Origin of the sequence: Arthrobacter sp. KBS0703 (assembly GCF_002008315.2) — a bacterium.
GTDB lineage: Bacteria > Actinomycetota > Actinomycetes > Actinomycetales > Micrococcaceae > Arthrobacter.
On sequence record NZ_MVDG02000001.1, the window covers coordinates 4,363,378 to 4,386,021 of the forward strand.

Annotated in this window: 22 protein-coding genes, 3 pseudogenes and 1 riboswitch; of the genes and pseudogenes, 8 read left to right on the forward strand and 17 right to left on the reverse strand. The window is 68.0% G+C overall.

Features of this window, described 5'->3' with window-relative positions:
* Window positions 1–7: 7 nt before the first annotated feature.
* Window positions 8–1,292: pseudogene (locus B1A87_RS20225) on the reverse strand (M20 family metallopeptidase).
* A 133-nt stretch (window positions 1,293–1,425) separates the two neighbouring features.
* On the opposite strand from B1A87_RS20225, the gene B1A87_RS20230 reads away from it, so the two are divergent.
* On the forward strand, window positions 1,426–2,463 hold the full coding sequence (locus tag B1A87_RS20230; RefSeq protein ID WP_078027024.1) for an Lrp/AsnC family transcriptional regulator: 1,038 nt from the start codon (window positions 1,426–1,428) through the stop codon (window positions 2,461–2,463).
* A 97-nt stretch (window positions 2,464–2,560) separates the two neighbouring features.
* On the opposite strand, the gene soxR is transcribed toward B1A87_RS20230, so the two are convergent.
* Window positions 2,561–3,043, reverse strand: a complete 483-nt coding sequence (gene soxR, locus B1A87_RS20235) for a redox-sensitive transcriptional activator SoxR (RefSeq protein ID WP_144275901.1) — start codon at window positions 3,041–3,043, stop codon at window positions 2,561–2,563.
* Window positions 3,044–3,186: 143 nt separating this feature from the next.
* Between soxR and B1A87_RS20240 the strand changes: the two are divergent.
* Window positions 3,187–4,566 (forward strand): annotated as a pseudogene (locus B1A87_RS20240) (MFS transporter).
* A gap of 49 nt (window positions 4,567–4,615) precedes the next feature.
* On the opposite strand, the gene B1A87_RS20245 reads toward B1A87_RS20240, so the two are convergent.
* The 7 genes from B1A87_RS20245 to cycA all read right to left on the reverse strand — a co-directional run bounded on the left by B1A87_RS20245 (window position 4,616) and on the right by cycA (window position 11,402).
* Entirely contained in the window at window positions 4,616–5,212 is a 597-nt protein-coding gene (locus B1A87_RS20245) for a dihydrofolate reductase family protein (protein ID WP_078027027.1), read from the reverse strand.
* Window positions 5,213–5,254: 42 nt separating this feature from the next.
* Window positions 5,255–5,974 (reverse strand): cyclopropane-fatty-acyl-phospholipid synthase family protein, encoded by a 720-nt coding sequence (locus B1A87_RS20250; protein WP_078027028.1) that lies wholly within the window; start codon window positions 5,972–5,974, stop codon window positions 5,255–5,257.
* Between the two features lie 2 nt (window positions 5,975–5,976).
* Window positions 5,977–6,372, reverse strand: a complete 396-nt coding sequence (locus tag B1A87_RS20255) for a DUF1801 domain-containing protein (RefSeq protein WP_078027029.1) — start codon at window positions 6,370–6,372, stop codon at window positions 5,977–5,979.
* Window positions 6,373–6,471: 99 nt separating this feature from the next.
* Window positions 6,472–6,846, reverse strand: coding sequence for a Rieske 2Fe-2S domain-containing protein (locus B1A87_RS20260; protein ID WP_078027030.1), 375 nt, complete (start codon window positions 6,844–6,846; stop codon window positions 6,472–6,474).
* Window positions 6,843–9,356 carry a nitrite reductase large subunit NirB gene (gene nirB / locus B1A87_RS20265; RefSeq protein WP_078027031.1) on the reverse strand — a complete coding sequence of 838 codons (2,514 nt, stop codon included), beginning with the start codon at window positions 9,354–9,356 and terminating at the stop codon, window positions 6,843–6,845. The genes B1A87_RS20260 and nirB overlap by 4 nt, the downstream gene beginning before the upstream one ends.
* Window positions 9,356–9,703 (reverse strand): molybdopterin oxidoreductase, encoded by a 348-nt coding sequence (locus B1A87_RS20270; RefSeq protein ID WP_078027101.1) that lies wholly within the window; start codon window positions 9,701–9,703, stop codon window positions 9,356–9,358. Before B1A87_RS20270 ends, nirB begins: the two co-directional genes overlap by 1 nt.
* 214 nt (window positions 9,704–9,917) lie before the next feature.
* Window positions 9,918–11,402, reverse strand: coding sequence for a D-serine/D-alanine/glycine transporter (gene cycA, locus B1A87_RS20275; protein WP_078027032.1), 1,485 nt, complete (start codon window positions 11,400–11,402; stop codon window positions 9,918–9,920).
* Window positions 11,403–12,105: 703 nt separating this feature from the next.
* On the opposite strand from cycA, the pseudogene B1A87_RS20280 reads away from it, so the two are divergent.
* A pseudogene (locus B1A87_RS20280) lies at window positions 12,106–14,009 on the forward strand (DEAD/DEAH box helicase).
* A gap of 127 nt (window positions 14,010–14,136) precedes the next feature.
* Here B1A87_RS20280 and B1A87_RS20285 read toward each other — a convergent pair.
* The 6 genes from B1A87_RS20285 to B1A87_RS20310 form a co-directional block, all read right to left on the reverse strand.
* On the reverse strand, window positions 14,137–14,787 hold the full coding sequence (locus B1A87_RS20285) for an MBL fold metallo-hydrolase (RefSeq protein ID WP_078027034.1): 651 nt from the start codon (window positions 14,785–14,787) through the stop codon (window positions 14,137–14,139).
* Window positions 14,788–14,952: 165 nt separating this feature from the next.
* Complete coding sequence (locus B1A87_RS20290) at window positions 14,953–15,957, reverse strand: aldo/keto reductase (RefSeq protein WP_078027102.1); 1,005 nt, start codon at window positions 15,955–15,957, stop codon at window positions 14,953–14,955.
* A 159-nt stretch (window positions 15,958–16,116) separates the two neighbouring features.
* Window positions 16,117–16,488, reverse strand: a complete 372-nt coding sequence (locus B1A87_RS20295) for a multidrug efflux SMR transporter (protein WP_078027103.1) — start codon at window positions 16,486–16,488, stop codon at window positions 16,117–16,119.
* On the reverse strand, window positions 16,488–16,811 hold the full coding sequence (locus tag B1A87_RS20300; RefSeq protein ID WP_078027035.1) for a multidrug efflux SMR transporter: 324 nt from the start codon (window positions 16,809–16,811) through the stop codon (window positions 16,488–16,490). Before B1A87_RS20300 ends, B1A87_RS20295 begins: the two co-directional genes overlap by 1 nt.
* Before the next feature lie 9 nt (window positions 16,812–16,820).
* A riboswitch (guanidine-III (ykkC-III) riboswitch) is annotated at window positions 16,821–16,887 on the reverse strand.
* A 97-nt stretch (window positions 16,888–16,984) separates the two neighbouring features.
* The gene (locus B1A87_RS20305) at window positions 16,985–17,515 is read right to left on the reverse strand and encodes a ferritin (protein WP_078027036.1); all 531 of its coding nucleotides are present in this window, start codon (window positions 17,513–17,515) and stop codon (window positions 16,985–16,987) included.
* A 66-nt stretch (window positions 17,516–17,581) separates the two neighbouring features.
* Window positions 17,582–18,196 (reverse strand): HutD family protein, encoded by a 615-nt coding sequence (locus tag B1A87_RS20310; RefSeq protein WP_078027037.1) that lies wholly within the window; start codon window positions 18,194–18,196, stop codon window positions 17,582–17,584.
* A 166-nt stretch (window positions 18,197–18,362) separates the two neighbouring features.
* Here B1A87_RS20310 and B1A87_RS20315 point away from each other — a divergent pair, with 166 nt between their 5' ends.
* The 5 genes from B1A87_RS20315 (at window position 18,363) to B1A87_RS20335 (ending at window position 20,854) form a co-directional block, all read left to right on the forward strand.
* Window positions 18,363–18,959 (forward strand): phosphoribosylanthranilate isomerase, encoded by a 597-nt coding sequence (locus B1A87_RS20315; RefSeq protein WP_078027038.1) that lies wholly within the window; start codon window positions 18,363–18,365, stop codon window positions 18,957–18,959.
* A 153-nt stretch (window positions 18,960–19,112) separates the two neighbouring features.
* Complete coding sequence (locus tag B1A87_RS20320; RefSeq protein ID WP_185982377.1) at window positions 19,113–19,619, forward strand: SRPBCC domain-containing protein; 507 nt, start codon at window positions 19,113–19,115, stop codon at window positions 19,617–19,619.
* Window positions 19,616–20,017, forward strand: coding sequence for a YccF domain-containing protein (locus B1A87_RS20325; RefSeq protein ID WP_078027040.1), 402 nt, complete (start codon window positions 19,616–19,618; stop codon window positions 20,015–20,017). Before B1A87_RS20320 ends, B1A87_RS20325 begins: the two co-directional genes overlap by 4 nt.
* Window positions 20,018–20,031: 14 nt before the next feature.
* The gene (locus tag B1A87_RS20330; protein ID WP_078027041.1) at window positions 20,032–20,382 is read left to right on the forward strand and encodes a helix-turn-helix transcriptional regulator; all 351 of its coding nucleotides are present in this window, start codon (window positions 20,032–20,034) and stop codon (window positions 20,380–20,382) included.
* Window positions 20,375–20,854, forward strand: a complete 480-nt coding sequence (locus B1A87_RS20335; protein ID WP_144275902.1) for an SRPBCC domain-containing protein — start codon at window positions 20,375–20,377, stop codon at window positions 20,852–20,854. The genes B1A87_RS20330 and B1A87_RS20335 overlap by 8 nt, the downstream gene beginning before the upstream one ends.
* Before the next feature lie 41 nt (window positions 20,855–20,895).
* On the opposite strand, the gene B1A87_RS20340 is transcribed toward B1A87_RS20335, so the two are convergent.
* Complete coding sequence (locus B1A87_RS20340; protein ID WP_144275903.1) at window positions 20,896–21,786, reverse strand: DUF4031 domain-containing protein; 891 nt, start codon at window positions 21,784–21,786, stop codon at window positions 20,896–20,898.
* Window positions 21,787–21,871: 85 nt separating this feature from the next.
* Window positions 21,872–22,609: a LamG-like jellyroll fold domain-containing protein gene (locus B1A87_RS20345; RefSeq protein WP_078027043.1), complete on the reverse strand. Its 738-nt coding sequence runs from the start codon at window positions 22,607–22,609 to the stop codon at window positions 21,872–21,874.
* Window positions 22,610–22,644 lie beyond the last annotated feature (35 nt).

Below are 22,644 nucleotides of genomic sequence, written 5' to 3' on the forward strand. Positions count from 1 at the left end.
GGGTGGGCTAGGAAGCGGCGGTTGCAGTGGATGCGGGGGCCTGGGCGGCCAGTGATGCCAGGCGCGAGATGGCGAGTTCCGCATAGAGAGCGGCCCCGTCAGCCAGCACGCCGTCGTCGAACGTTGCGTACGGTGAGTGGTTGAACGGCGAGGTGGCGTGGTCTGTGCCGGGAGGCACAGCGCTCAGGCCGATGAACGTGCCCGGCACCTCGGCGAGAACGCGGGAGAAGTCCTCCGAGCCGCCCAGCGGGGTGGCCCACCGCGACAGCCTCGATTCGCCGAAGAGCCTGGCGATGACGTTTTCCGCAGTGTGCGTCTCGGCCTCGTCCGTGATGGTGAGCGGATACTCCTGCTGGTAGTCCACGTGGACGTCGAGGCCGTGCGCGGCCGCGATTCCCTGGAGCAGCCGGGGCACGGAGTCCATCATCCGCTGCCGGGATTCGTCGGAGAAGGTCCGGATGGTGGCCTCGATGCGGGCGGTCTCCGGGATGACGTTGCGCTTGGTGCCGGCCTGCAGCACGCCCACGGACAGGACCACGGGATCAAACATGTTGAACTGGCGGGTGACCATGACCTGCAGGGCGGTCACCATTTCCGCGGCCGCGGTGACGGGGTCCTTGGCCGCGTGCGGGGTGGAGCCGTGGCCGCCGGCGCCCAGCACCGTGACAACCAGGCCGTCCGAGGCGCTGAGCATGACGCCCGGCTTGGTGCAGAACGTGCCGTGCGGCTCAAGGGAGGAAAACACGTGCATGCCGTAGGCGGCGTCCACGCGCCGGCCGGAGGCATCCAGCACGCCTTCCCGGATCATGTAGCTGGCGCCGTCGAAGCCCTCCTCGCCCGGCTGGAACATCAGCACCTGTCTCTTATACACATCTAGATGTGTATAAGAGACAGCCGGTGCCGGCGTTCCGCGAGGAGCGTGGCCGCGCCGGCGAGCATGGACGTGTGGAGGTCGTGGCCGCACGCGTGCATGGCGCCGTCGACCGTGGAGGTGTAGTCCACCCCGGTCTTCTCCTGGACGGGCAGCCCGTCCATGTCGGCGCGGAGGAGCACCGCCGGGGCGCTGCCCGGCGTCACGTTCGCGGCGCCGCCCGTCGCCCCGCCGCGCAGGACGGCGGTGACCGACGTCGTGTCCTTGCCCAGCGTGATTTCGTACGGCAGGCCGTCCAGGGCCTGCAGGACCTTTCCTGGGTCCGCGGCAAGTGGAGGCCGATCTCCGGCTCCCGGTGCAGGTCGTGGCGGAGCCGGGCAATATCGCCCTGCATCTCCCGGGCGTCTGCGGCAATCGGCACGTGTACTCCTCGTCTGTGGTTCCGGCGTTGTGGGTCTATTCTGAAGTGGCCTACTTCACAGCCCGCCAAAGTGCTGGAAAAATGCATATAGGGTGCTGAATGCGCAGGATTCGCGCAGAACGGAGGGATCGCCGTGGAACTCAGCGAGGAGGACCTTGCGCTCATCCATGCCCTGCAGATCGCACCGCGGGTGAGTTGGGCCGACGCCGCCGAGATCCTAGGCGTCCACGCCACCACGCTCGCGGCCCGGTGGGAGCGGCTGCGGGCGGCCGGCGCCTCCTGGATCACGGCGCACCTGATCGGTGACCCGAAACAGATGTGCCTCGCGTTCGTGGCCGTGGACTGCGAGATGAACCGCCGGGAGGACGTCACGGCCCGGCTCGCCGCGATGCCGGAGATCGTCACGGTGGAAGAGGCCGCAAGCAACCGGGACCTCATGCTGACCGTCATCACGGGATCGCTGGAGGAGTTCAGCACCAACGTGGTCTCCCGGCTGAAGGACATTGACGGCCTGCTCAAATACCAGACGTCACTGTGCACGAGGCTGCACGCCGGTGGTGATTCCTGGCGGCTGAACGTGCTGAGCCGTGTGCAGCAGGCATCCTTCAGGGCACTCGCGAAACCCGGGCCCGCGGAGCCCGAGCGTCCCGACGCCGTGCAGGCGCCGCTGCCCGCGAGCCACCTGGCCCTGCTGCCGTTCCTCGCCAAGGACGGGCGTGCGACTGCGGCCGACATCGCTCGTGCGCTCGGCCGCAGCCCGGCAACGGTCCAGCGGCAGCTGAACCGCGTGCTGGCCAGCGGGATCCTGTCCATGCGGTGCGAGATTGCGCAAAGGTATTCGGCCTTTCCCGTGACGTGCCAGTGGTTCGTCAACGTCCCGGCCGGGCAGCACGAAGCCGCCGCGGCCGCCCTCCGGACCATCCGGAACGTGCGGCTGAGCGCCTCAACCACGGGGCCTACGAACTTCGTGATCATCATGTGGCTCCAGACCCTGGCCGACGTGATGGATGCCGAACTTGCCCTGCAGCAGAAGGTCCCCGGCATCGAACTGGTCGAAAGCGTCGTCATGCTGACAACCGTCAAGCGGGTGGGCTGGATCCTGAACCCGGACTCGACGGCGAGCGGCGCCGTCGTCGTTGCTGCCGGATCCGCCCAACTGGGTAGCAGCTGACGCGCTTCTCAGCGCCGGGTACCGCGTGTGCTGCTACCTACTTGGGAGGGGGCGTGGGGCGTGGGGCGGCCGCGGCGGGGCTGTCTCTTATACACATCTAGATGTGTATAAGAGACAGGCCGGGGGCGGGTTCCCAGCGGCGCGGACCGGAACCGCCGGTGCCGAGTTCATCGGCCGGATTCTGCAGCCGGCAGGCCTTGAGGCTGAGGCAGCCGCAGCCGATGCACCCGTCCAGGTCCTGCCGCAGGTGATGCAGGGCCTCGATGCGGGCGTCCAGTTCCGAGCGCCACAGCCGCGAGAGCCTGGACCAGTCGCGCTTGGTGGGAGTGCGGCCCTCCGGCAGCGAATCCAATGCCGTGCGGATGTCCTTGAGCGGAATTCCCACGCGCTGCGAGACGCGGATGAACGCCACCCGGCGCAGCATGTCCCGGCCGTAGCGGCGCTGGTTGCCCGGGGTACGTTCCGAGCTGATGAGCCCGTTGCGTTCGTAGAAATGAAGGGCCGACGGCGCCACGCCGCTCCGCGCTGACAGCTCGCCGATGGTCAGGGCCGGGTGCGTTGCGCCCGCCTCGTGTGGCATGCTGTCCCCCTAGCTCCAGCGACGGCGCCGGCCGGCACCGTCGCCTACCGTGACCGCCGCCCGTGACCAGCCCTATGACCGCCCGCCCCTCCCCGAGGCGCAGCCTTGACCTCAACCTTAGTTGAGGTTTTACGGTTGCGTCCATGACTACCGATCAGGCCGCCGTGCACGAATCCGCCCCGCCGCTTCCCGCCCCGCCAGCCGCCGGGATCCTCCAGCGCCCCTACCTCCTGGTGACCGTTGGCGCGTGCGCGCTGGTGTTCCTGGCGGCTTTTGAATCCCTTGCCGTGACCACCATCATGCCGGTGGTGAGCCGCGAGCTCGGCGGAGCCGCCCTGTACGCGCTCGCCTTCGCGGGTCCGCTGGCCACCGGCGTGATCGGCATGGTGGGCGCCGGGAACTGGTCCGACCGCCGCGGCCCCGTGGCGCCGCTGTATGTCTCGGTTGCCGTCTTTGCCCTGGGCCTGCTGGTGGCGGGCACGGCCGGAAGCATGGCCGTCCTGGTGGCGGGCCGCCTGGTCCAGGGGCTGGGCGGCGGCGCCATGACCGTGGCCCTGTACGTGGTGGTGGCCCGCGCCTATCCTGCCGTCCTGCACGCCAAGATCTTCGCCGCCTTCTCCGCCGCTTGGGTCATCCGTCCCTCGTGGGCCCGTTCGCCGCCGGGCTCGTGGCGCAGCTGGCGAGCTGGCACTGGGTGTTCCTCGGCGTCGTGGTGCTTGTGCTGCCGGCGCTGGCCATGCTGGTTCCGGCGCTGCGCAGGGTCCGGTCCGGCCCCGAGGACCGGCGGCACCGTGGGCCATCGGGCGGCTGGCCTGGGCTGCGCTCGCCGCGCTGGCCGTGCTGGGGCTGAACCTGTCCTCCGGGATACCGGTGGCCGGTCCGCTCGTGGCGGGGGCCGCCGTCGTGGTTGCGCTGCTGGCCGTCAGGCCGCTGGTGCCGCGGGGACCCTGACCGCCCGCCGCGGGCTGCCCAGCGTGATCCTCACCCGCGGGCTCGCGTCCGCCGCCTTCTTCGGGGCCGAGGTCTACCTGCCCTACCTGCTCGTGGAACGCTACGCTTTCTCGCCCACGTTCGCCGGCCTCACCCTTACCGGCGGCGCGCTCGCCTGGGCCGCGGCCTCCGGGATCCAGGGGCGCCTCGGCGGGCGGCTGGGCAGTCCCGTCGCGGTCCGGATCGGCGCGCTGCTGGTGTTCGCCGCGATCGTCCTGGCCCTGGTGACCACAGCCTTCGCCTGGCCGGCCGCCGTCGCGATCTTCGGCTGGATACTCGCCGGCGGCGGCATGGGACTGATGTACCCGCGGCTGAGCGTCATGACCCTCGCCCTCTCCACGCCGGACACGGAAGGCTTCAACAGCTCGGCGATGTCCATCTCCGATTCCCTCGGCGGGGCCCTTGCGCTCGCCACCACCGGGATCGTGTTCACCGCGCTGACGACAACGGCGGCCTCCTTCGCCGGGGTCTTCGCCCTGACGGCGGTGATCGCCGCAGCCGGGGTCGCCATCGCGCCGCGGGTTGCGGACTGAGGCTCGGGCCGGGGACCGGCGCCGGCGTTTGCGGGCTGGCACCGGCGTTTCAGAGGCGCGGCAGGACCCTGTAGTAGAGGTGGGTGACGGCGTCGCCCTGGATCGCCCTGGTCTGCTCCAGTTTCACCGGCGCCGCGGCGAGGTTGTCGAAAAAGCGGATCCCCTCGCCCAGCAGCCAGGGCGCCAGGTTGACCCGGATCTCGTCCACGAGCCCGGCGTCGATGGCCTGCCGGATGACGTCGGGACCGGCCAGGCCCACATCCTTGTCGCCGGCGAGCGCCGTCGCGGCCTTGACCGCGTCGGCGAACCCGGTGGTGACGAACGTGTACGGGATTCCCTCGCGGGGCCAGCCGTCCGGAACGGAGTGGCTGAGCACCACGATGGGGCAGCTGATGGGGTGCTGCCCGTCCCAGCCGTGCGTGATGTCGAAAATCCTGCGGCCCACCAGCAGGGCGCCCGCGGTGGACATGGTGCGGCGCAGGTGCTCTGCGCTCGCCTCCGTGACGTGCCAGGTCATGTCCGGCCGGGCGGTGGGCACGGCCACCGGCCCGTTGCTGTACCAGTCGAAGAGGCCGTTCACGGAGTCGTCCGGGAGGGCGATGTAGCCGTCCAGGGACATCGTCATTTCAGCGACAAGCCTTGCCATGGATCCACACTCCTAGCGTCGGCATTTAGGGGAGATCGGCTTTTAGTCGGCGGCCTTCAGCCGGGTGGCGCGGAGGACGGCGTCGGCGAGGATGGCCACCTGCCCGTCGGGGCCGGTGGCTTCCCGTTCCCGGCTTTCCGCCACCTCCACGCTCCACTCAGGCGGCGCGATGCCGAGTTCGGCCACCAGCTGCTCAGCGGTGAAATACCTCTGCGTTCCCAGGTGGCTGTCGGTGTCGTGGCTGCCCGCTGCATGCCTGGCCCACGGCGGCAGGCCGTCCGGGTGGTGCCCCACCACAAGCAGCGTCCCGCCCGGCCGCACGGCGTCCGCGGCAATCCGGTGTGACCGCTGCCAGGGCATTTCCGTGGAGTGCAGGAATTGTGCGGAGACGAGGTCGAACCGCTCCTCGGGTACCCATGTTTCCAGGTTCCGCTGCAGCCACGTGACGCGGTGGCCGGACCTTGAGTCTGCCGCGTGGGCGGCCGCCCGTTCCAGCGCGACGGCGGACACATCCACCGCGGTCACCGTCCAGCCGTGCTCCGCGAGCCAGAGGGCGTCCGCGCCTTCGCCGCAGCCGACGTCCAGCGCGGTTCCGGGTGCGAGGCCGGCGGCTTCGGCGACGAGCTGCGGGTTGGGCCGGCCGCTCCACACCCGGGTCCGGCTCCGGTACATTTCGTCCCAAAGCTGCGCGGCGCTGTCGTGCCCTTCTTTGGCGCGGCCCGCTGCGGCCTGACCTTCGGGGGAGTGCTGGTGGTCGGTCATGGCTATTGGTCCTTCTTAATCCTGCGCCAGCCGCCGGCGCGGTTGGTGGCGATGATGGACCTGAACATGTCGGTCAGCGCCGGGGCGTTGATCGACTCGCCTTCGGAGAAGGCCACCGTGCGGCCCGTCTTGTTCTCGTGCCCTCCGGTGATGAGGTGCTCCGGGTCAGGGGTCAGCCCGCCGTCGTAGAGGAAAACGTTGACGTGGTCCTTGGCGGCGAGAAGCGCGCAGATGTTTCCCTGGAGCTCGAAGTAGGGCTGGCGGGTGCGCTTGATGGTTTCCGCCACCTCCGGATCGGCGGCGTGGACCAGCTCGCGGACCTCCCGGCACACGGCCTGCTGCCACTGGGGCAGCGCATCGATGTAGGCGTCCACACGCGGATCTGCGGTGTAGTCCATGGGGATACCCTGCCACAGAATCCCTGGCCCAACTAGGTCGCAGCACACGTCGTTTTCAGGGGCTGGAACGGCGCGAGCTGCTACCTAGTTGGGGGTGTATCAGGGCAGCTGCAGGACGATGTTCCGGTTCCCGTCCGCGAACACCGGATAGCTGCGCAGCGGGCCGGCGCCGGTGGTGGAGCATCCGGTATCCAGCTCAAAGGCGTGCTGGTGCAGCGGGCACATCACCACTGCCTGGTCGATGGTGCCGTCGGCGATCGGGCCGCCCTTGTGCGGACAGATGGCGGAGACGGCGCGGAGCGAACCGTCCCGGAGGCGGAACACCGCGATCTGCTCGCCCGCCACCCCAAACGCGCGGCCCTCGCCCACGGGAACCTGGTCCAGCGGGCCAAGGTGGTGCAGGCCGGCGCCCTGGCCGGTGCCCTGGCCGGCGCCCTGGCCGGCGCCCTGTCCGGGGCTCAGGTCGGTGCTCATCGGACCGGCACCTGGGGGAGGACCTCAAGGGGGAGCGAGGTGCGGAACTGGCCGGGCGTGAAGGGGTCGTCGCGTTCAGTCCACGGGTCAACGTAGGCGTCCACCGAGTCCTGCATGGCGGCGTCCAGCTGCGCGGCCAGGCCTTCCGCGTCGTCCACAATCACTGCCCGCAGGTGCTCGATCCCCACCCGCGGCACGAACGCGTAGGTCCGTTCCAGCCAGTTGGCGCGCTCGCGGTAGTACTGCATGAACCGGCCCGCCAGCAGCTTCACGGTCTCGGGGCCGTCCACCGTGGCCAGCAGGTCGCCCTTCCGGATGTGCGCGCCGGCCGCCCCGCCCACATAGATCTCCCAGCGGCCGCCGTCCACTGCCACCACCCCCACGTCCTTGACCAGCGACTCGGCGCAGTTCCGCGGGCAGCCGGACACGGCCAGCTTCAGCTTCGCCGGCGACTCGATGCCCTGGAAGCGCGACTCGATCTCGATGCCCAGCCTGGTGGAATCACCCGTGCCGAAGCGGCAGTACTCCTGCCCCACGCAGGTCTTCACCGTGCGGAAGCTCTTGCCGTACGCGTAGCCGGAGGGCATGTCGAGATCGGCCCAGACCTTCGGCAGGTTTTCCTTGGGAACACCCAGCAGGTCAATCCGCTGCCCGCCGGTCAGCTTCACCATGGGGATCTTGTACTTGTCCGCGACGTCGGCGATCCGGCGGAGCTGCTCCGGTGACGTCACGCCGCCCTTCATCTGCGGCACCACGGAGAACGTGCCGTCGCGCTGGATATTGGCGTGGACGCGGTCGTTGACGAACCGGGCGTCGCGCTCGTCAATGTACTCGCCGGCCCACATCATCTTGAGCAGCGAGGCCAGGCCCATCTTGGATTTCGCGTCCTCGGCGCCGCCCGGGGCCAGCGCGGCGAACACCGCGGACACGGACCGCAGCCCCCGCTCGCGGATGGCCGCCATCAGCGCGGCCTTCTCCAGCGGCACGCCCGGAACGTAGTACGCCGCCGCGGGCTCCTCCTCCACGGCGCCGTCGGCGGCCCACTCCACTACCTGCCGGACCAGCAGCTTGCACGAACCGCAGCCCTTGCCCGCCCGAGTGGCCTCCATGACTCCGCCCAGCGTGGTGCAGCCACCGGCCACCGTATCCACCAGCGCCTGCTTGCTGACGCCGTTGCAGTTGCAGACCTGCGCGTCGCCGTCCAGTTCGGCCACTCCCGCTTCTTCGCCCGGGCCGCCGATGTCGAACAGCAGCGCAACGCGTTCATCGGGCAGCGGCAGGCCGCGGTCGAACGCCTGCGTCAGATATGCCACTTTGCGGCTGTCCCCGAGCAGCGTGGCGCCCACGATCTTGCTGTCCCGGATCACGATGGACTTGAAGACCCCGCGGCTCGGCTCCGAAAAGACCACGTGTTCATCGGTGTCCCGTTCGGGAGCCTGCAGCCCCATGGAGGCGACATCGACGCCGGCCACCTTGAGTTTGGTGGCGGTCCGGGAACCCAGGTAGGCCGCTTTCGGATTGGCGCCGGTGACGTGGTCGGCCAGCACGGCGGCCTGCTCCCACAGCGGCGCCACCAGGCCGTACACCTCGCCGCGGTGCTGAACACACTCTCCCACCGCGTAGATCTCGTCCTCGTCGGGCACGCGCATCTGGTCGTCCACCACGATGGCGCGCTCCACGGGCAGGCCGCTCGTGACGGCGACGTCCACGTTGGGCCGGATGCCGGCGGCCATCACCACCATGTCGCATTCGATGTCCGGCCTGTCCCGCAGCCGGACGCCGCGGACCTTGTCCGCGCCCAGCACGGCCGTGGTCCGGCTGCCCGTGTGGACCGTGATGCCGAGGGCTTCCACGCTGCGGCGCAGCACCGCCCCGCCGTCGGGCCCCATCTGCGCGTTCATCAGATGCCCGCCGGAGTGGACCACCTCCACGTCGATGTCGTGGCTTTGCAGCCCGCGCGCGGCCTCCAGTCCCAAAAGCCCGCCGCCGATCACCACGGCGCGGTGATTGTTGTCCTGCTGGGCGTACGACACCATGCCCGTGGTGTCGTCGATGGTGCGGAACGCGAAGATCCCGGGCAGCAGCCGCCCGCCCGGCGTGTACATGCCGTCCATGGGCGGCCGGTGCGAGCGGCTGCCGGTGGCGATGACCAGGACGTCGTACGGGGTGGCCCGGCCGTTGTCGGAAAACACCAGCTTGGCGAAACGGTCGATCCTGTCCACCCGGACGCCGGCGTGCAGCGTGATGTCGTTTTCCTGGTACCAGGCCAGCGAATTGAGAAAGATGTTGCCGGTGTCCTCCTCGCCGGAGAGGACGTGGCTGAGCATGATCCGGTTGTAGTTCCCGTAAGGCTCGTCACCGAACATGGTGATCCGGTACTGCACCGCCCCGCCGCGGGCCAGGATCTCCTCGACGGCGCGCGCGCCCGCCATGCCGTTGCCGATCACCACCAGCCGACGGCGGGAATCAACGGTTTTGGTCCGGGAGGCCCGGCCGGCCAGCGCGGTCATCAGTGTTCCACCATGCCCATGTCAATCACCACGGCGCCGCTGACTCCGGTGTCCGCCAGGAGCCTGAGCTCGATCAGCGAACCGCCGTCGATGTCCTCCACCACCCGGAGCGGAACGTGGACGTCGCCCTTGGCCCCGATGGGGAAGTACCGCATGGGCACACCGTCCCGCATCAGCACCACTGTGACCAGCTCGGCGGAGGAGTTGCCGCCCCGGAAATACAGCGTCTGGTTGATCACGCCGTCGGGAACGTAGTGCGAGAGCTGGCTGTGGATGGGCACCGGCTTTTCCAGGCCGGCTCCGTCGAAGGGGAAGATGCCCTGGAGGAAGAGGTTCTTCAAGGTCACGGTCAGATCCTTTCGGCGGGGGATGCTGCACCGGTTGTCGGCCGGCCACGTGTCCATCCTTCGCCGCGGTTGTTACAGCGCCCGGCGGGCCATGTAATTTCCGTTTAACACCTTCCTCACCGTGGACGCGGACGCGGACGCGGACAACAACGAAGCCGCGCCGCGGAACACCGGAGTGTTCCGCCGCGCGGCTTGTGGTTTGGGTTTCTGGAAGCTAGGCCTTGGCCGCGGGCGACGCGGCGCGGGCGGTGGAGTCCGCCGTCCATTCCGCGATCCGGGCCTGCTGCAGGGGTGTCTGGCGGTTGAAGTACCAGGCCGCGCCCAACAGCAGGAACCACAGCGGGGCAACCACCAGGGCGAGCCGCGTGTCGTCAGCCTGGGCCAAGGCCACGAGCATGAACACGAAGAACGCCAGGACGACGTACGGCATGAAGGAACCGCCGGGCATCTTGAACGACGACGACGCGTGCAGTTCCGGGCGCCGGCGGCGGAACGCGATGTAGCTGACCAGGATCATGGACCAGACGAACATGGTGAGGACGGACGCCACTGAGGTGACCACGGTGAAGGCGCCGATCACGGAGTCGCCCGCGTACAGCAGGACCAGCCCGGCCAGCAGGAAGATGCAGGAGAACAGGAGGGCGTTCTGCGGGACCTTGCGGACGCTCAGCTTGCCGAAGGATTTCGGGGCGTTGCCGTCCTGGGCCAGGCCGTAGACCATGCGCGAGGTTGAGTAGATGCCGGAGTTGGCGCTGGACGCGGCGGACGTCAGGACCACCAGGTTGATGACCACGGCGGCGATCCCCAGGCCGGCAAGGGTGAACATGCCGATGAACGGGCTGCTGGCGGGGTCGATGCTACGCCAGGGGTTGACGGCCATGATGACCACGAGTGCGCCGACGTAGAAGAGCAGGACGCGGATGGGAATGGAGTTGATGGCCCGGGGGAGGTTCTTTTCGGGGTCCTTGGTTTCAGCTGCCGCCGTGCCGACCAGTTCGATGCCGGCGAAGGCGAAGATGGCGATCTGGAAGCCGAGGATGAAGCCGAACATCCCGTGCGGGAACATCCCGCCGTCGTTCCAGATGTTGGCAAGGCTGGCCACCGCGCCGCTGGGCGAGGTGAAGTGGGTGGCGATCATGATGACGCCGGTGGCGATCAGGGCGATGATCGCCACCACCTTGATGATCGCAAACCAGAACTCCGCTTCGCCGAAGGCCTTGACCGTGGGAAGGTTCAGCAGGATCAGGACCACTGGCGTAATCAGCGCGGGAATCCACAGGGGCGTGCCGGGGGCCAGCTTGTCGACGTAGCCGGCGATCGCCACGATGTCGGCCACGCCCGTCACCACCCAGAAGAACCAGTAGGACCAGCCCGTGAAGAATCCGGCCCAGGGACCCAGGAGGTCGCCCGCGAAATCGCTGAAGGACTTGTAGTTCAGGTTGGAGAGCAGGATCTCGCCCATGGCGCGCATGACGAAGAACAGCATGAAGCCGATGATCATGTACACGAAGATCACGGAAGGCCCGGCCAGGGAGATGGTCTTGCCGGAGCCCATGAAGAGCCCGGTGCCGATTGCGCCGCCGATGGCCAGGAGCTGGATGTGGCGGTTGCTCAGGGCCCGGGCGAGGTGCTCGCCCTTGCCGGCTGCGGCAGTTTCTGTGGGGGATTGAACGGGAACGGTGGTGGTGCGTTCAGACATTAAGTCTTCTTCCTTGTCACAGGTGCCGGCAATTGCACGAGGCGCACTGCCGGCCGCGTTGATCCGCCAGCAATGTGACGGAACTAACAATTTGGGGATGGGTTAAGACTAGGGCGGGCGGACTGCCCCGCGGGCTGTTATCCGGAGGCGCCGGCCGTCCGCACCATTCGCGCCATCGCCCGCGAAGGTCCCGGTGCCCCGACGCGGGAAAGGGCATTCTCCCTGCGTAGGCGGGATGTGCGGACTGTGCCCAGTCAGGGCCGTGGCTGTCAGCCGGGCTGCGGGCCGCCGCGGAGGTGGTCGACATATGTTCAGCATGACAGCCTCAAATGTCGCCCGATGTCCGATGTAATGTTCGTCACGGTCCGGGGCGGCGGTTGGCCGGCCCGGGGCGGTGAGCGGGCCGGTGGCGGGGCGGATGAAGGGAGCGGGGGCGGCTGATGCTAGACTGGTGGAACTTGATGTGCAGTGATGCCCACTTTGTTCCGGTCCATCAACCGGAATCCCGCAACGGACCCGTCCTTGTGGGGAGTGGGCTTTTTTCATGTGAGAGGCACATCCTGCGTCGATGAACGCTATTTGGTCCCAGCCGCATTATGCCGGCCGGTTGATCACCTGACTTTTCCTCGGCGACCCCCTGAGCCAACCGGCATCGGGGGCCGATATCCGCTTGGATACCGCCCGAAAGACCCTGATAAAACACATGACTACTTTCGCTGCCCTCGGCACGCCCAAGGCGCTTGCCGACACCCTGACAGCCCAGGGAATTGTTGAACCGTTCCCCATCCAGGTCAAGACCCTCCCGGACACCCTGGCCGGGCGCGACGTCCTGGGCCGTGGCCGCACCGGCTCCGGCAAGACCATCGCCTTCGCCATCCCGCTGGTTGCCCGCCTCGCCGAGCGCGAAGCCAAGCATTTCCGCAAGCCCGGCCGTCCCATGGGCCTGGTCCTTGCACCCACCCGTGAACTGGCCACGCAGATCAACGCCACCATCGAACCGATGGCCAAGGCCATGGGCCTGAACACCACCGTGATCTACGGCGGCATCTCCCAGGCGCGCCAGGAGAAGGCCCTGCGCGCCGGCGTCGACATCGTCATCGCCTGCCCGGGCCGCCTGGAGGACCTCATCCGCCAGCGCATCCTGACCCTCGAAGCCGTTGAGGTCACCGTGCTGGACGAGGCCGACCACATGGCCGACCTCGGATTCCTGCCCGTGGTCAAGAAGCTCATGGACATGACCCCCACCCAGGGCCAGCGTCTGCTGTTCTCCGCCACCCTGGACAACGGCGTGGACAAGATCGTCCAGCGATACCTGTCCAACCCGCTGACCCACTCGGTGGACGATCCGCAGGCCGCGGTGACCACCATGGAACACCACGTTCTGGTGGTCAACGACCAGACCATCAAGAAGCAGCTGATCGTCGAGCTCGCCTCGGGCGCCGGCCGCCGCGTGCTCTTCATGCGCACCAAGCACCACGCCCGCAAGCTGGCCAAGACCCTCACCGACGCCGGCATTCCCGCCGTCGACCTGCACGGCAACCTGTCGCAGAACGCCCGTGACCGCAACCTGGCCGAGTTCTCCTCCGGCGAGGTCCGCGTCCTGGTGGCCACCGACGTCGCCGCCCGCGGCGTCCACGTGGACGACGTCGAACTGGTCATCCACGTTGACCCGCCCACGGAGCACAAGGCGTACCTGCACCGCTCCGGCCGTACGGCACGTGCCGGTTCGGACGGAACCGTGGTCACGCTGACCCTGCCCGAGCAGCAGTCCGACGTCAAGAAGCTGATGAAGGCTGCCGGCGTCGAGGTCAACTTCGAGCGCGTCACCGCCAACTCGCCGCTGGTCGCCGAACTGGTGGGCGAAATGGCCGACAAAATTGATCCGCGCACCCGCGCCGCACTGCTCGCGGCCAAGGCTGCGCAGCACGGCGGCGGCACCTCCACCGGTGCCAACGCAGAACGCAAGCGCGCACGCCGCCAGGCTGCACCCACCACGGGTGGCCGCGGCGGACGCGGGGGACGCGGCCGGGTATCGGCCGAGGCTCCCCGCACCGACCTGCCCCGTGCCGAGCGCCGCGCCGTGGCCTACGAAGGCCAGGCCGCAGCCCGCAACGCCGCAGACCGCGTCATCGAGCAGAACGAGGACCGGGCCCAGGCAGCAGCAGCCGCACGCCGCAACGCCCGTGGCCGTGGCACGGCGTCCACGCATCGCAACGACGTTCCGGCGGCTGGCGGCCGTTCATCGGCAGGCCGCGGTTCGGACGGACGTTCCGAATCCCGCGTCACCCGCAGCGATGCTCCCCGTGGCGGCACCGGCCGCCCGGCCACCGGCGGCCAGCGCAGCGGACGTCCGGCAACGGGCCAGCGTGCCGCGGGAGCCCCTGCCGGCACCGGCGGAGGCAACACCGGCGCACGCACCAGCGGCGGCAGCACCGGCGGCCAGCGCGCTGCAGGCGGCAACAAGGCTGTTTGGTCCTCCAACACCGGCGGCACCTCGGGCGGTTCCTACGCCGGCGGCGGCAACGGCCGTTCCGGCGAAGGCCGTCCGGCACGCAGCGGCCCCGCCGCGCATCGGCTCCGGCATCGAACGAACGCCGCGGCCGCTAGGGTTACGGTTTTCCGCTAGTCAAAATGACGGACGCTACGGGGATTCCCGTAGCGTCCGTCATTTTCCGCAGCGCCAGCCCTGATCCGCCGCGCCAGTCACGATGCGCAGCGAGCAAAGGCGCAGCCCTCACCAGCCGCGGGACCGCCACTCGGCCAGGTGCGGGCGCTCCGCACCCAGCGTGGTGGGCTTGCCGTGGCCCGGATGCACCACGGTGTCGTCCGGATACACGTTGAACAGCCGCTCGGTCACGTCGCTGAGCAGCTGGGCGAACCGCGCAGGATCGTTCTGCGTATTGCCCACGCCGCCCGGGAACAGCGAGTCCCCGGAAAAGATGTGGGCGGGGCCTTCCGGATCCTGGTAAACCAGTGCAATGGACCCCGGCGTGTGCCCGCGGAGATGCACTGCCGTCACGTCGAAGCCGTCGAAGTTGCCGACGTCCCCGTGGTCCAGCAGTACGTCGACCGTCACCGGAAGTTCCGGCGCGTCGTCGGTTCCCGCGGCAGTCCGGGCCCCGGTTGCCTCCACCAGGCCGGGCAGTGCCCTGACATGGTCCCAATGCTGGTGTGTGGTGGCCACCAGCTCCAGCTTCGGCGTCGCCGAGGTGTCTGCCGAGGCGTTCGCGAGCATCGACTGAATCGCAGGAAGATCGTCAGCGGCGTCGATCAGCAGCTGCGCACCGGACGTCCTGGCGGTGAGCAGATACACGTTGTTGTCCATCTCGCTGACCGAAATGCGGCGGATGGTGATGTCCCGGAGTGAGTGAATAAGCGTGTCCATGCGGTTCAGTCTACGAAGCTGAGCCAACACGGCACGTCGAGCCAAGACAGTGCGCTGAGCACAGTGCCGCCGCGCCCACCGCGGATTCCAGTATCGGAATGCGGAGGAGCGGCGGTTTTGTGCGTTCAGTTGCCGGCGCGGCCGGCCACGTCCGGGATGTCGGGCCTACTCGCGTCCCTGAGACACCCACTGCGGATTGGCGGACCGGGAGCCGACGACGGCGTCCGCGGCGCCGTCGAGCACGTCCAGTTGAGCGGCACTGAACCCGAGCGACAGGGCGCCCAGGTTTTCGTCGATGCGGTGCGCTTTGCGGGTGCCGGGAATCGGGACCACCGGCAGGCCGAGCCGCCTGCCGTGGGCCAGCAGCCAGGCCAGGGCCACTTGGGCCGGAGTTGCTTCCAGCTCGGCAGCCACGGACCGCACGGCCTCAACGACACCTTCGTTGGCGTGCAACGCTCCCTCGGCGAAGCGCGGAATGTTGCGCCGGAAGTCGTTGTCGCCCAGCCGGGATGCGTCGACCGTTCCGGTCAAGAAACCACGGCCGAGCGGCGAATACGGCACGAACCCCACACCCAGTTCCGCGGCGGCCGGAACCACGTTCCGTTCCACGTCACGGCTCCAGATGGACCATTCGCTCTGGACCGCGGCGATGGGGTGGATGGCCGCGGCGTCGCGCAGTTCACTGGCCGTCACCTCGGACAGGCCCAGATGGCGGACCTTGCCCGCCTGCACCAGTTCGGCCATGGCCCCGACCGTCTCAGCGATGGGAACACGGACGTCCCGCCGGTGCATGTAGTAGAGGTCGATCACGTCGGTGCCGAGCCGCCGGAGGCTGCGGTCGGCCGCCTCCTTGACGTACGCGGCGTCCCCGCGGATATCGGTGTAGCCCGTGGACGGCGTGCCCACGAGGGAAAACTTCGTGGCCAGCTGGACGTCGCCGCGGCGGTCCTTGAGCAGCTTGGCGATCAGCTCCTCGTTGCTCCCGCCGCCGTAAATGTCCGCGGTGTCGATGAAGCTGATGCCCGCGTCCACCGCATGCTGCAGCGTGCGGAGCGCCTCGGCCGGGTCGACCTCGCCGTACACGGGGGTGAGCGCCATTCCGCCGAACCCAAGCGGACTCACGCGGAGGCCGTCGCCCAGGTGAAGCGATGCTGCCGAGTTGTTCGTCATCTCAATCTCCATCTCCAGGGAAGTACCGTCCCAGCCAAGAACCAAGAAGGCCGGGCAGGTATTCCGGCAAGTCATTCCAGGGCCGGCCGCTGGATCTCACCGGTTATCGCTTCCGGCTAACCGGATTCCTCGGCGTTTCCCTGCGACCCGCCGGGCCGCTCAAAGGTGGGGAGGTTCAGTGCCGGTGCTTGGGCGGCCGGCCGGCAGCATCTTGAGTCCCGCGGCGCAGGCCACGATCCCGGCGATGAACAGCACCTTGAGGAGGCTGAAGGGCTCGACGCCGGTGGCCATGGCCCAGCCGACGGTCAGGGCCGCGCCGATCCCCACCCAGACGGCGTAGGCCGTGCCGAGGGGGATGGTCTTCACCGCCATGCCCAGACCTTGCAGGCTGAGCGCGGCGGTCACGGCGAAAACAACCGTCGGCAGCGGCCGGGTCAGGCCGTCGGACTGGCCCAGTGCGGTGGCCCAGACGGCCTCCAGGACGGCCGAGGCGAGCAGGATGATCCAGACCGTGGCAGGCTTCGTAAGCATCATGCCACCGCCTTCAGGCCAACCACGCACGCGGCGATCCCGGCGAGCAGCAGGATGCGCCCCGCCGTCGGCCGTTCCACCTTGGCCGCTATCGCATAGACGGAGGTCAGCACCACGCCCACGCCGACCCACACCGCGTACGCGGTTCCGGTGGGAATGGACTGCATGGCGACGGCAAGGCCGGCGGTGCTGGCAGCGACCGACGCGAGGAAGAGGGCCATCGGCGCGATCCGGCGCCGTCCCGAGGAGCGGGACGCGCGGTGCAGCGCTGCGGCCCAGACGGCCTCGAGCGCGCCCGAGAAAATGAGGATTAACCACGACATGACAGATCCTTTGGCCAGTCTTGTCGCGGTCCGGGTACTGAACCGTCGTCCGGAGGTCCGCCGAACGGGACCTTGGTCCTCAGCCTAGCAACGCCCGACGGCGGCGGCCACTGTTGGTGGCAAAGCTCACCGGAGCTCGGTGCAGGCCGCCGGCCGTCAGGGACTGCCCGCTGTCAGAGGGCGCCGCCGGCGGCCTCCGGGCCGGACGAATCACGGCCGCCGTCGCCGATGGTTTCCCGGGCTATGAAGTTCTCGATGTCGAAGAGGTTGTCCGCGCGCTCGGCGATGTTCAGCAGCGTGGTCATGGAGGCGACCTCCTCCACCTGCTCCTTTAGGAACCACAGCATGAACTGTTCACCCAGGGCATCGTCCTCGGCGCGGGCGGCGCGGAACAGGCCTTCGATGCTGCGCGTGACTTCCTTTTCCTGCTGCAGCGCGAGGGCGAGCGGTTCCGTGACGGACGCGAAGTCGTTGCGGACTGCGGGTACCCCGGGAATCTCCACGTGAACGTCACGGTCAAGCATGTACTGGACCATCATCATGGCGTGGTTGCGTTCCTCCACCGACTGCCGGTAGAAGTACTTGGCCAACTGGGGGAGGTCCTGGTTAGCGAACCAGACGGCCACGGCCACGTACTGCTGAGAGGCCGAGAATTCGTTGCCGATCTGGAGGGACAGGAGATCGTTGAACTTTGACTTGGTCATGGCCCGAGTCTAGGTTCGGGCGTCCCGGGCGGCCAGTGTGGAAAGGCTCAGGTAAGCAAGCGTAGGCTAGCCTGCCACCGGATCGATGGACACGACGGCCAGGAACCCGCGGCCCAGGATTTCGGGCGTCTGCGTGTCTGAACCGACGACGGCGTCATAGCGGTTGAGTGCCTCCGGTTCACCCGGCGCCGTGGCGGGTTCGGCAGCGGGTTCGGCTGCGGTGTCAGCGACGGCGACGGTGGCCTGGCCCTGGAGCAATATGCCGAGCTGACCCTCAAATACGGGATGCGCCCGCTTTTTCGAGAGCTCCACGATCGAGGTGTAGCCCTTGAACGCTCCGGTGCGGGTGATGACGTTCAGGTCGCGGATGTCGCCGGTGGGCAGGGCACTTGAGGTCGCAGCTTCGCCCGAGAACCGGAAGGGCCGGTACTTCTCGAGCGGGTGTTCGCCGCCGTCCACGGTCAGCAGCAGGAGCTCGCCGTCGATCACGGTCAGCACGCGCTCCATGCCCGGAAAGGCCGAGAAGTCTCCGGCTTTGGAGACGTCGGCGATGCTGACGCGCCAGTCCCACACGCCGTCCTGCGCAGAGGCGGCCAGGGGATGGCTGGCCAGCTCCCGGGTGACCCCGCCCCCGTTCCGCCAGGGTTGGGGTCTGAGGTCTGCGAAACGGATGATCTCCATCCGCCCAGCCTAGCCCGGGCAGGCCCTGCTGTGCGGCAGCCGCCTGCTCGGCCGCCTGTTCCAGCGGCCGGTTCCATTTGCCGTTGCCCGCGCCTTCCGCCCCGCGTAAAGTCGGCACAGCATTCCTACGCCGTTGGGGAACAGTTCAACTACAAGGAGCCGGTTTATGTTCGTCAAAGTGTGCGGGCTGAGTACGCCTGAATCCATCCGCGAGGCAGTGGACGCTGGCGCGGACGCGGTGGGTTTCGTCCTGACGGCCAGTCCCCGGGCAGTGTCTCCGGCGCAGGTCACCAAGCTGCTCAGCGAGGTTCCGGGCGGCGTAGCCGCCGTCGGCGTTTTCCGCCACGAGCCCGCCGCGGATGCCGTGGCCATTGCCCGCGCCGCCGGTCTGGACTGGATCCAGCTCCACGGCGCCCGCACTCCCGGGGACGTCAAGACAGCGCACGACGCCGGCATGAAGGTCATCCGGGCAGTCACCATGGATGACGCGCCGGACGCGTTCACCAGTTGGGGCGAGGAACTGCTGCTGATCGACGCCGCCGTTCCCGGATCGGGCGAGGCCTGGGACTACGGCTCCGTGCGCGCAAAGGGACTCGAAGGGCGTAAGTGGCTCCTTGCCGGCGGCCTGGATCCGGCAAACGTCGCAGAAGCAGCCCGGGCTGCCGGCGCCTGGGGCGTGGACGTCTCCTCCGGCGTCGAACTTTCCCGGGGAGTCAAGGATCTGGCGAAGATCCGCGCCTTCGTTACCGCGGCGAAGTCCTAAGGAAGTTGCTCTTGACCGCCATGCCCGGCGGTGGGATATTTAACTTGTTCGTTAATTAATGCATCGGTTAAACACCTAAACCGCTGGCGGGCCGGAATCCCGGCGAATCCGATGCCATCCCGTATGAGTCCGCATGAGATTCAGGAGTCCGACATGAGCACGCAGCAGGAACGCCAATCCTTCACCCTTTCCATGGAGCGCGAATTCGACGCTCCCCGGGACCTGGTCTTCAAGGCGTTTATGGACCCGCAAACCCTGTCCGCCTGGTTCGGCCCGGAGGGCGTGGACACTCCGCTGGACCGCATCGAGGTGGAGCCTCGGGTCGGCGGCGTGTGGCGCATGGTGATGGTCTATGAGGAGGACGGCGTCCCCAAGGAATCGCCTATCGATTCGGTCATCCAGGAATACGATCCGCCGCGGCTCCTGGCGACGTCGCAGTTGGACTCGGACCTTGCCGAGGGGCAAACGCACGTCATGAGTCTGCGGCTGGAGTTTGAGGACATCGGCGGGCGCACGCTGCTACGGCTGACCCAGTCCGGCTTCAACAGCCAGGAGTACGCCGACATGACGCGCGACGGCTGGGCGAGTTCCTTCACCCTGCTGGACGCTGAGCTCGGGAGGACGCGGCCGAAGAGTGATGCGGGGACAATTAACTCATGAAGACCATACTCAACATCATCTGGCTGGTATTCGGCGGACTCTGGCTGGCGGTTGGCTACTTTGCCGCCGGCGTCATCTGCTGCCTCCTCATTGTGACCATTCCGTGGGGCATCGCGTCGTTCAGGATCGCGTCGTACACGCTGTGGCCGTTCGGCCGCATGGTGGTGGACAAGCCGGGAGGCAACGGCGTCTTCGCGCTGTTGGGAAACGTGATCTGGCTCCTCGTGGCCGGCATCTGGATCGCGATCGGCCACGTGGTCACGGCGTTCGCGATGGCCGTCACCATCATCGGGATTCCGCTGGCCATCGCCAACCTGAAGCTCATTCCGGTGTCGCTGATGCCCCTCGGCAAGCAGATCGTTCCCACCAGCACACCTTTCGTCACCACCTACCGCTGACAGGCCGGCAATGAATGGCAAACGACCAGCTCAGCATGATCTTCGCTGCCCTGGCGGACCCCACGCGGCGCGCCATCCTGGCGCGCCTGGCCGAGGGGGAGGCCACGGTCAACGAACTCGCGGAGCCGTTTGAGATCAGCCTCCCGGCCGTCTCCCGCCACCTGAAGGTATTGGAGGCAGCCGGGCTGATCTCGCGCAGCCGCAACGCGCAATGGCGCTCCAGCCGCCTCGAGGCCGCGCCGCTCGGCGCTGCCACGCAGTGGATGGAGACGTACCGCCGCTTCTGGGACATGAGCTTCGACAAGCTCGATGCCCACCTGAAGAGAATCCAGACCACGGAAAGGGAGGAAGACCAAAATGTCTGAGCAACTGACCCCAATGCCATCCACGGCGCCGGACGAGTTGATGCTTGTCATCACCCGCCACTTCGAGGCGCCCATTCAAACCGTGTGGTCGGCCCTGACGGATCTCAACCAGGCGCCGGCATGGTGGGGGCCGCACGGGTTCCACGTCCCGCGCGAGACCATCGAGGCCGACTTCGAAGTCGGCGGACGCTACCGTGCCTGCATGGTCCAGGAGGAGACCGGCCAGCGGCTTTGGTGGAGCGGCATCCACACACGCATCGAACCGCCCACCACCTTCGAATACACCTACGCCTGGGACAACGAAGACGGCACGCGGGGCTACGAGACTGAAGTGGCCATCAAGCTGGAGGAGGAGGCCGGCGGCACCCGGATGACCTTCACCCCTGTCTCTTATACACATCTAGATGTGTATAAGAGACAGGCCACGGCGGCGGCTGGGGCGAGGCCTTTGACCGGCTGGCAGCCCACCTGAGGTCCGCCGCATAGCGTCCGGCGCGGCCCGGCCGCAGGCCGTCACTGGCCGGCTGACTCGAGTTCGCCCCGGAGGTTCCGCCGCGCCGCTTCCAGCCACAACTCGCGGGCACGGCGGCTGTGGAACAGCGGGTCGAGTTCCAGCAGCCCGCGCACGACGGCGGCCCGGCCGCCGCGAAGTCGGCGTCGCCTTTGTATAAGAGACAGCGCGTAGTCTTCGCGGACGGCGGCCACGTACCTGGCGTAGGGCTCCGGTTCGCCGCCGAGAACCGACAGGTCCGCGTCGCAGAGGAGGGCGCCGTCGTCGTCCCCTGCCGGAGGCCGGTGGTCAGACGTCAGGCGGACCAGCCGTGCCACCTCCGCAACGTCCCCGGCGGGGAGTCCGGCCTCGGTGAGCCTGAGCTCGGCGAGGCGGGCCGACTCCTCCTCGTCCAGGCCGGCGGCGCCGCGGTAGACGGCGTCGTGGAACCAGGCCGCGAGAACCACGGTGCGCGGGGGTTCTGCGGGTTCGGTGAGCAGGTCCAGCGCCTCGAGCACCGCCAGCAGGTGCGTGCAGCCGTGATACCGGCGGTGGCTCTCGCTCCAGCGGTCAAGAAGGTCCAGGAACAGGGCATCGTGGCCGGCCATCACCGTGTTCCAGCGGTTGAGCAACGGGGTCTTCAGCGATGTGTTGCGCTCGCGGGCGGGGATCCTGAGTCCGCTGGCGATCAGCTTCCGGACCAGGATCCGGGCCTCCACGGGAATGGCGCCCGCCGCTACGAGCGCATCGTAGCGGCGCTCGGGCACATCGTAGTGGTCGCCGTCGAACGCCCGCTCCGGGATCTCAGCCGCGGCGGCAAACGCGTGCAGTTCTGCCAGTGAGGCGTCCGAAATCAGGTGCGAAAAGTGTGTTCCGTGCGCAGGCCAGAGAGGCGGATCCAGGTAAACGGCCATGCAGGAAGTCTAGTCCCCGGGCCCCTGGGGTTCCCGGCAGGCGGCCTGCCCGCCGCCTGCCGTTCTGGAATTCGCGCGGGACGTACTACGACGCCCTGACGACGACGTCGTCGATGTATTCGTCTCCCATCTGGCGGGCGTGCTCGGCACCCAGCTGCACTGCGCTCAGGCTCGAGACGCCGAGGTTGACGACACTGCTGGAATACTCGGCTGCGCCGTCGAACCACACCTTGATTGTTGACTGGCTGCCGTTGGCGGTCACCGTCATTTGGGCATGGTGCCAGGTGTTCAACGGGATGCTGGAGGACTTCAGCTTGGTGTAGGTGAAAGTCGTCCCGCCCGGGTTGGTGACGCGCAGCCAGAGCTGCCCGTTGCTGTTGTAGCGGTAGATGTCCGCGATCCGGTTGCCGCCTGAGAAGAACCGAAGGTACGGGACATCGTTTCCGGCCACGCCTGCGGTGGTGATGTTGAACCAGCCGTCGGCGCTTGCTGTCTTGGTGCCCGAGCTCAGGGATGCCGACATTTTGGCGATAGATCCGGAGTCGGCGGTCACATGGAGTTTGACGGAGCACAGCCCCTTCTGGTGCTGTGAGGAGGAGATGTTGGCCGTTCCGGTTCCCGCGGTGGTCTTGACGAAGGGAACAATGGAACCTTCGAAGCTCGTGGCGGCCACCACGTTCGTTCCGGCCAGCGTGCTGGTTGGTGCCGTTGTGTTGGGGTTGCACGTGACCGCGTTGGCGGCCTGTGACGAGGCGAAGATCAGTCCACCGGACAACATCACGCCGACGGCACCTGCTGTGCCCAGTTTCTTCAACTTGCTCATTTGGTAGTCCTCACTATCTTGTTTTGTGTCTTTGG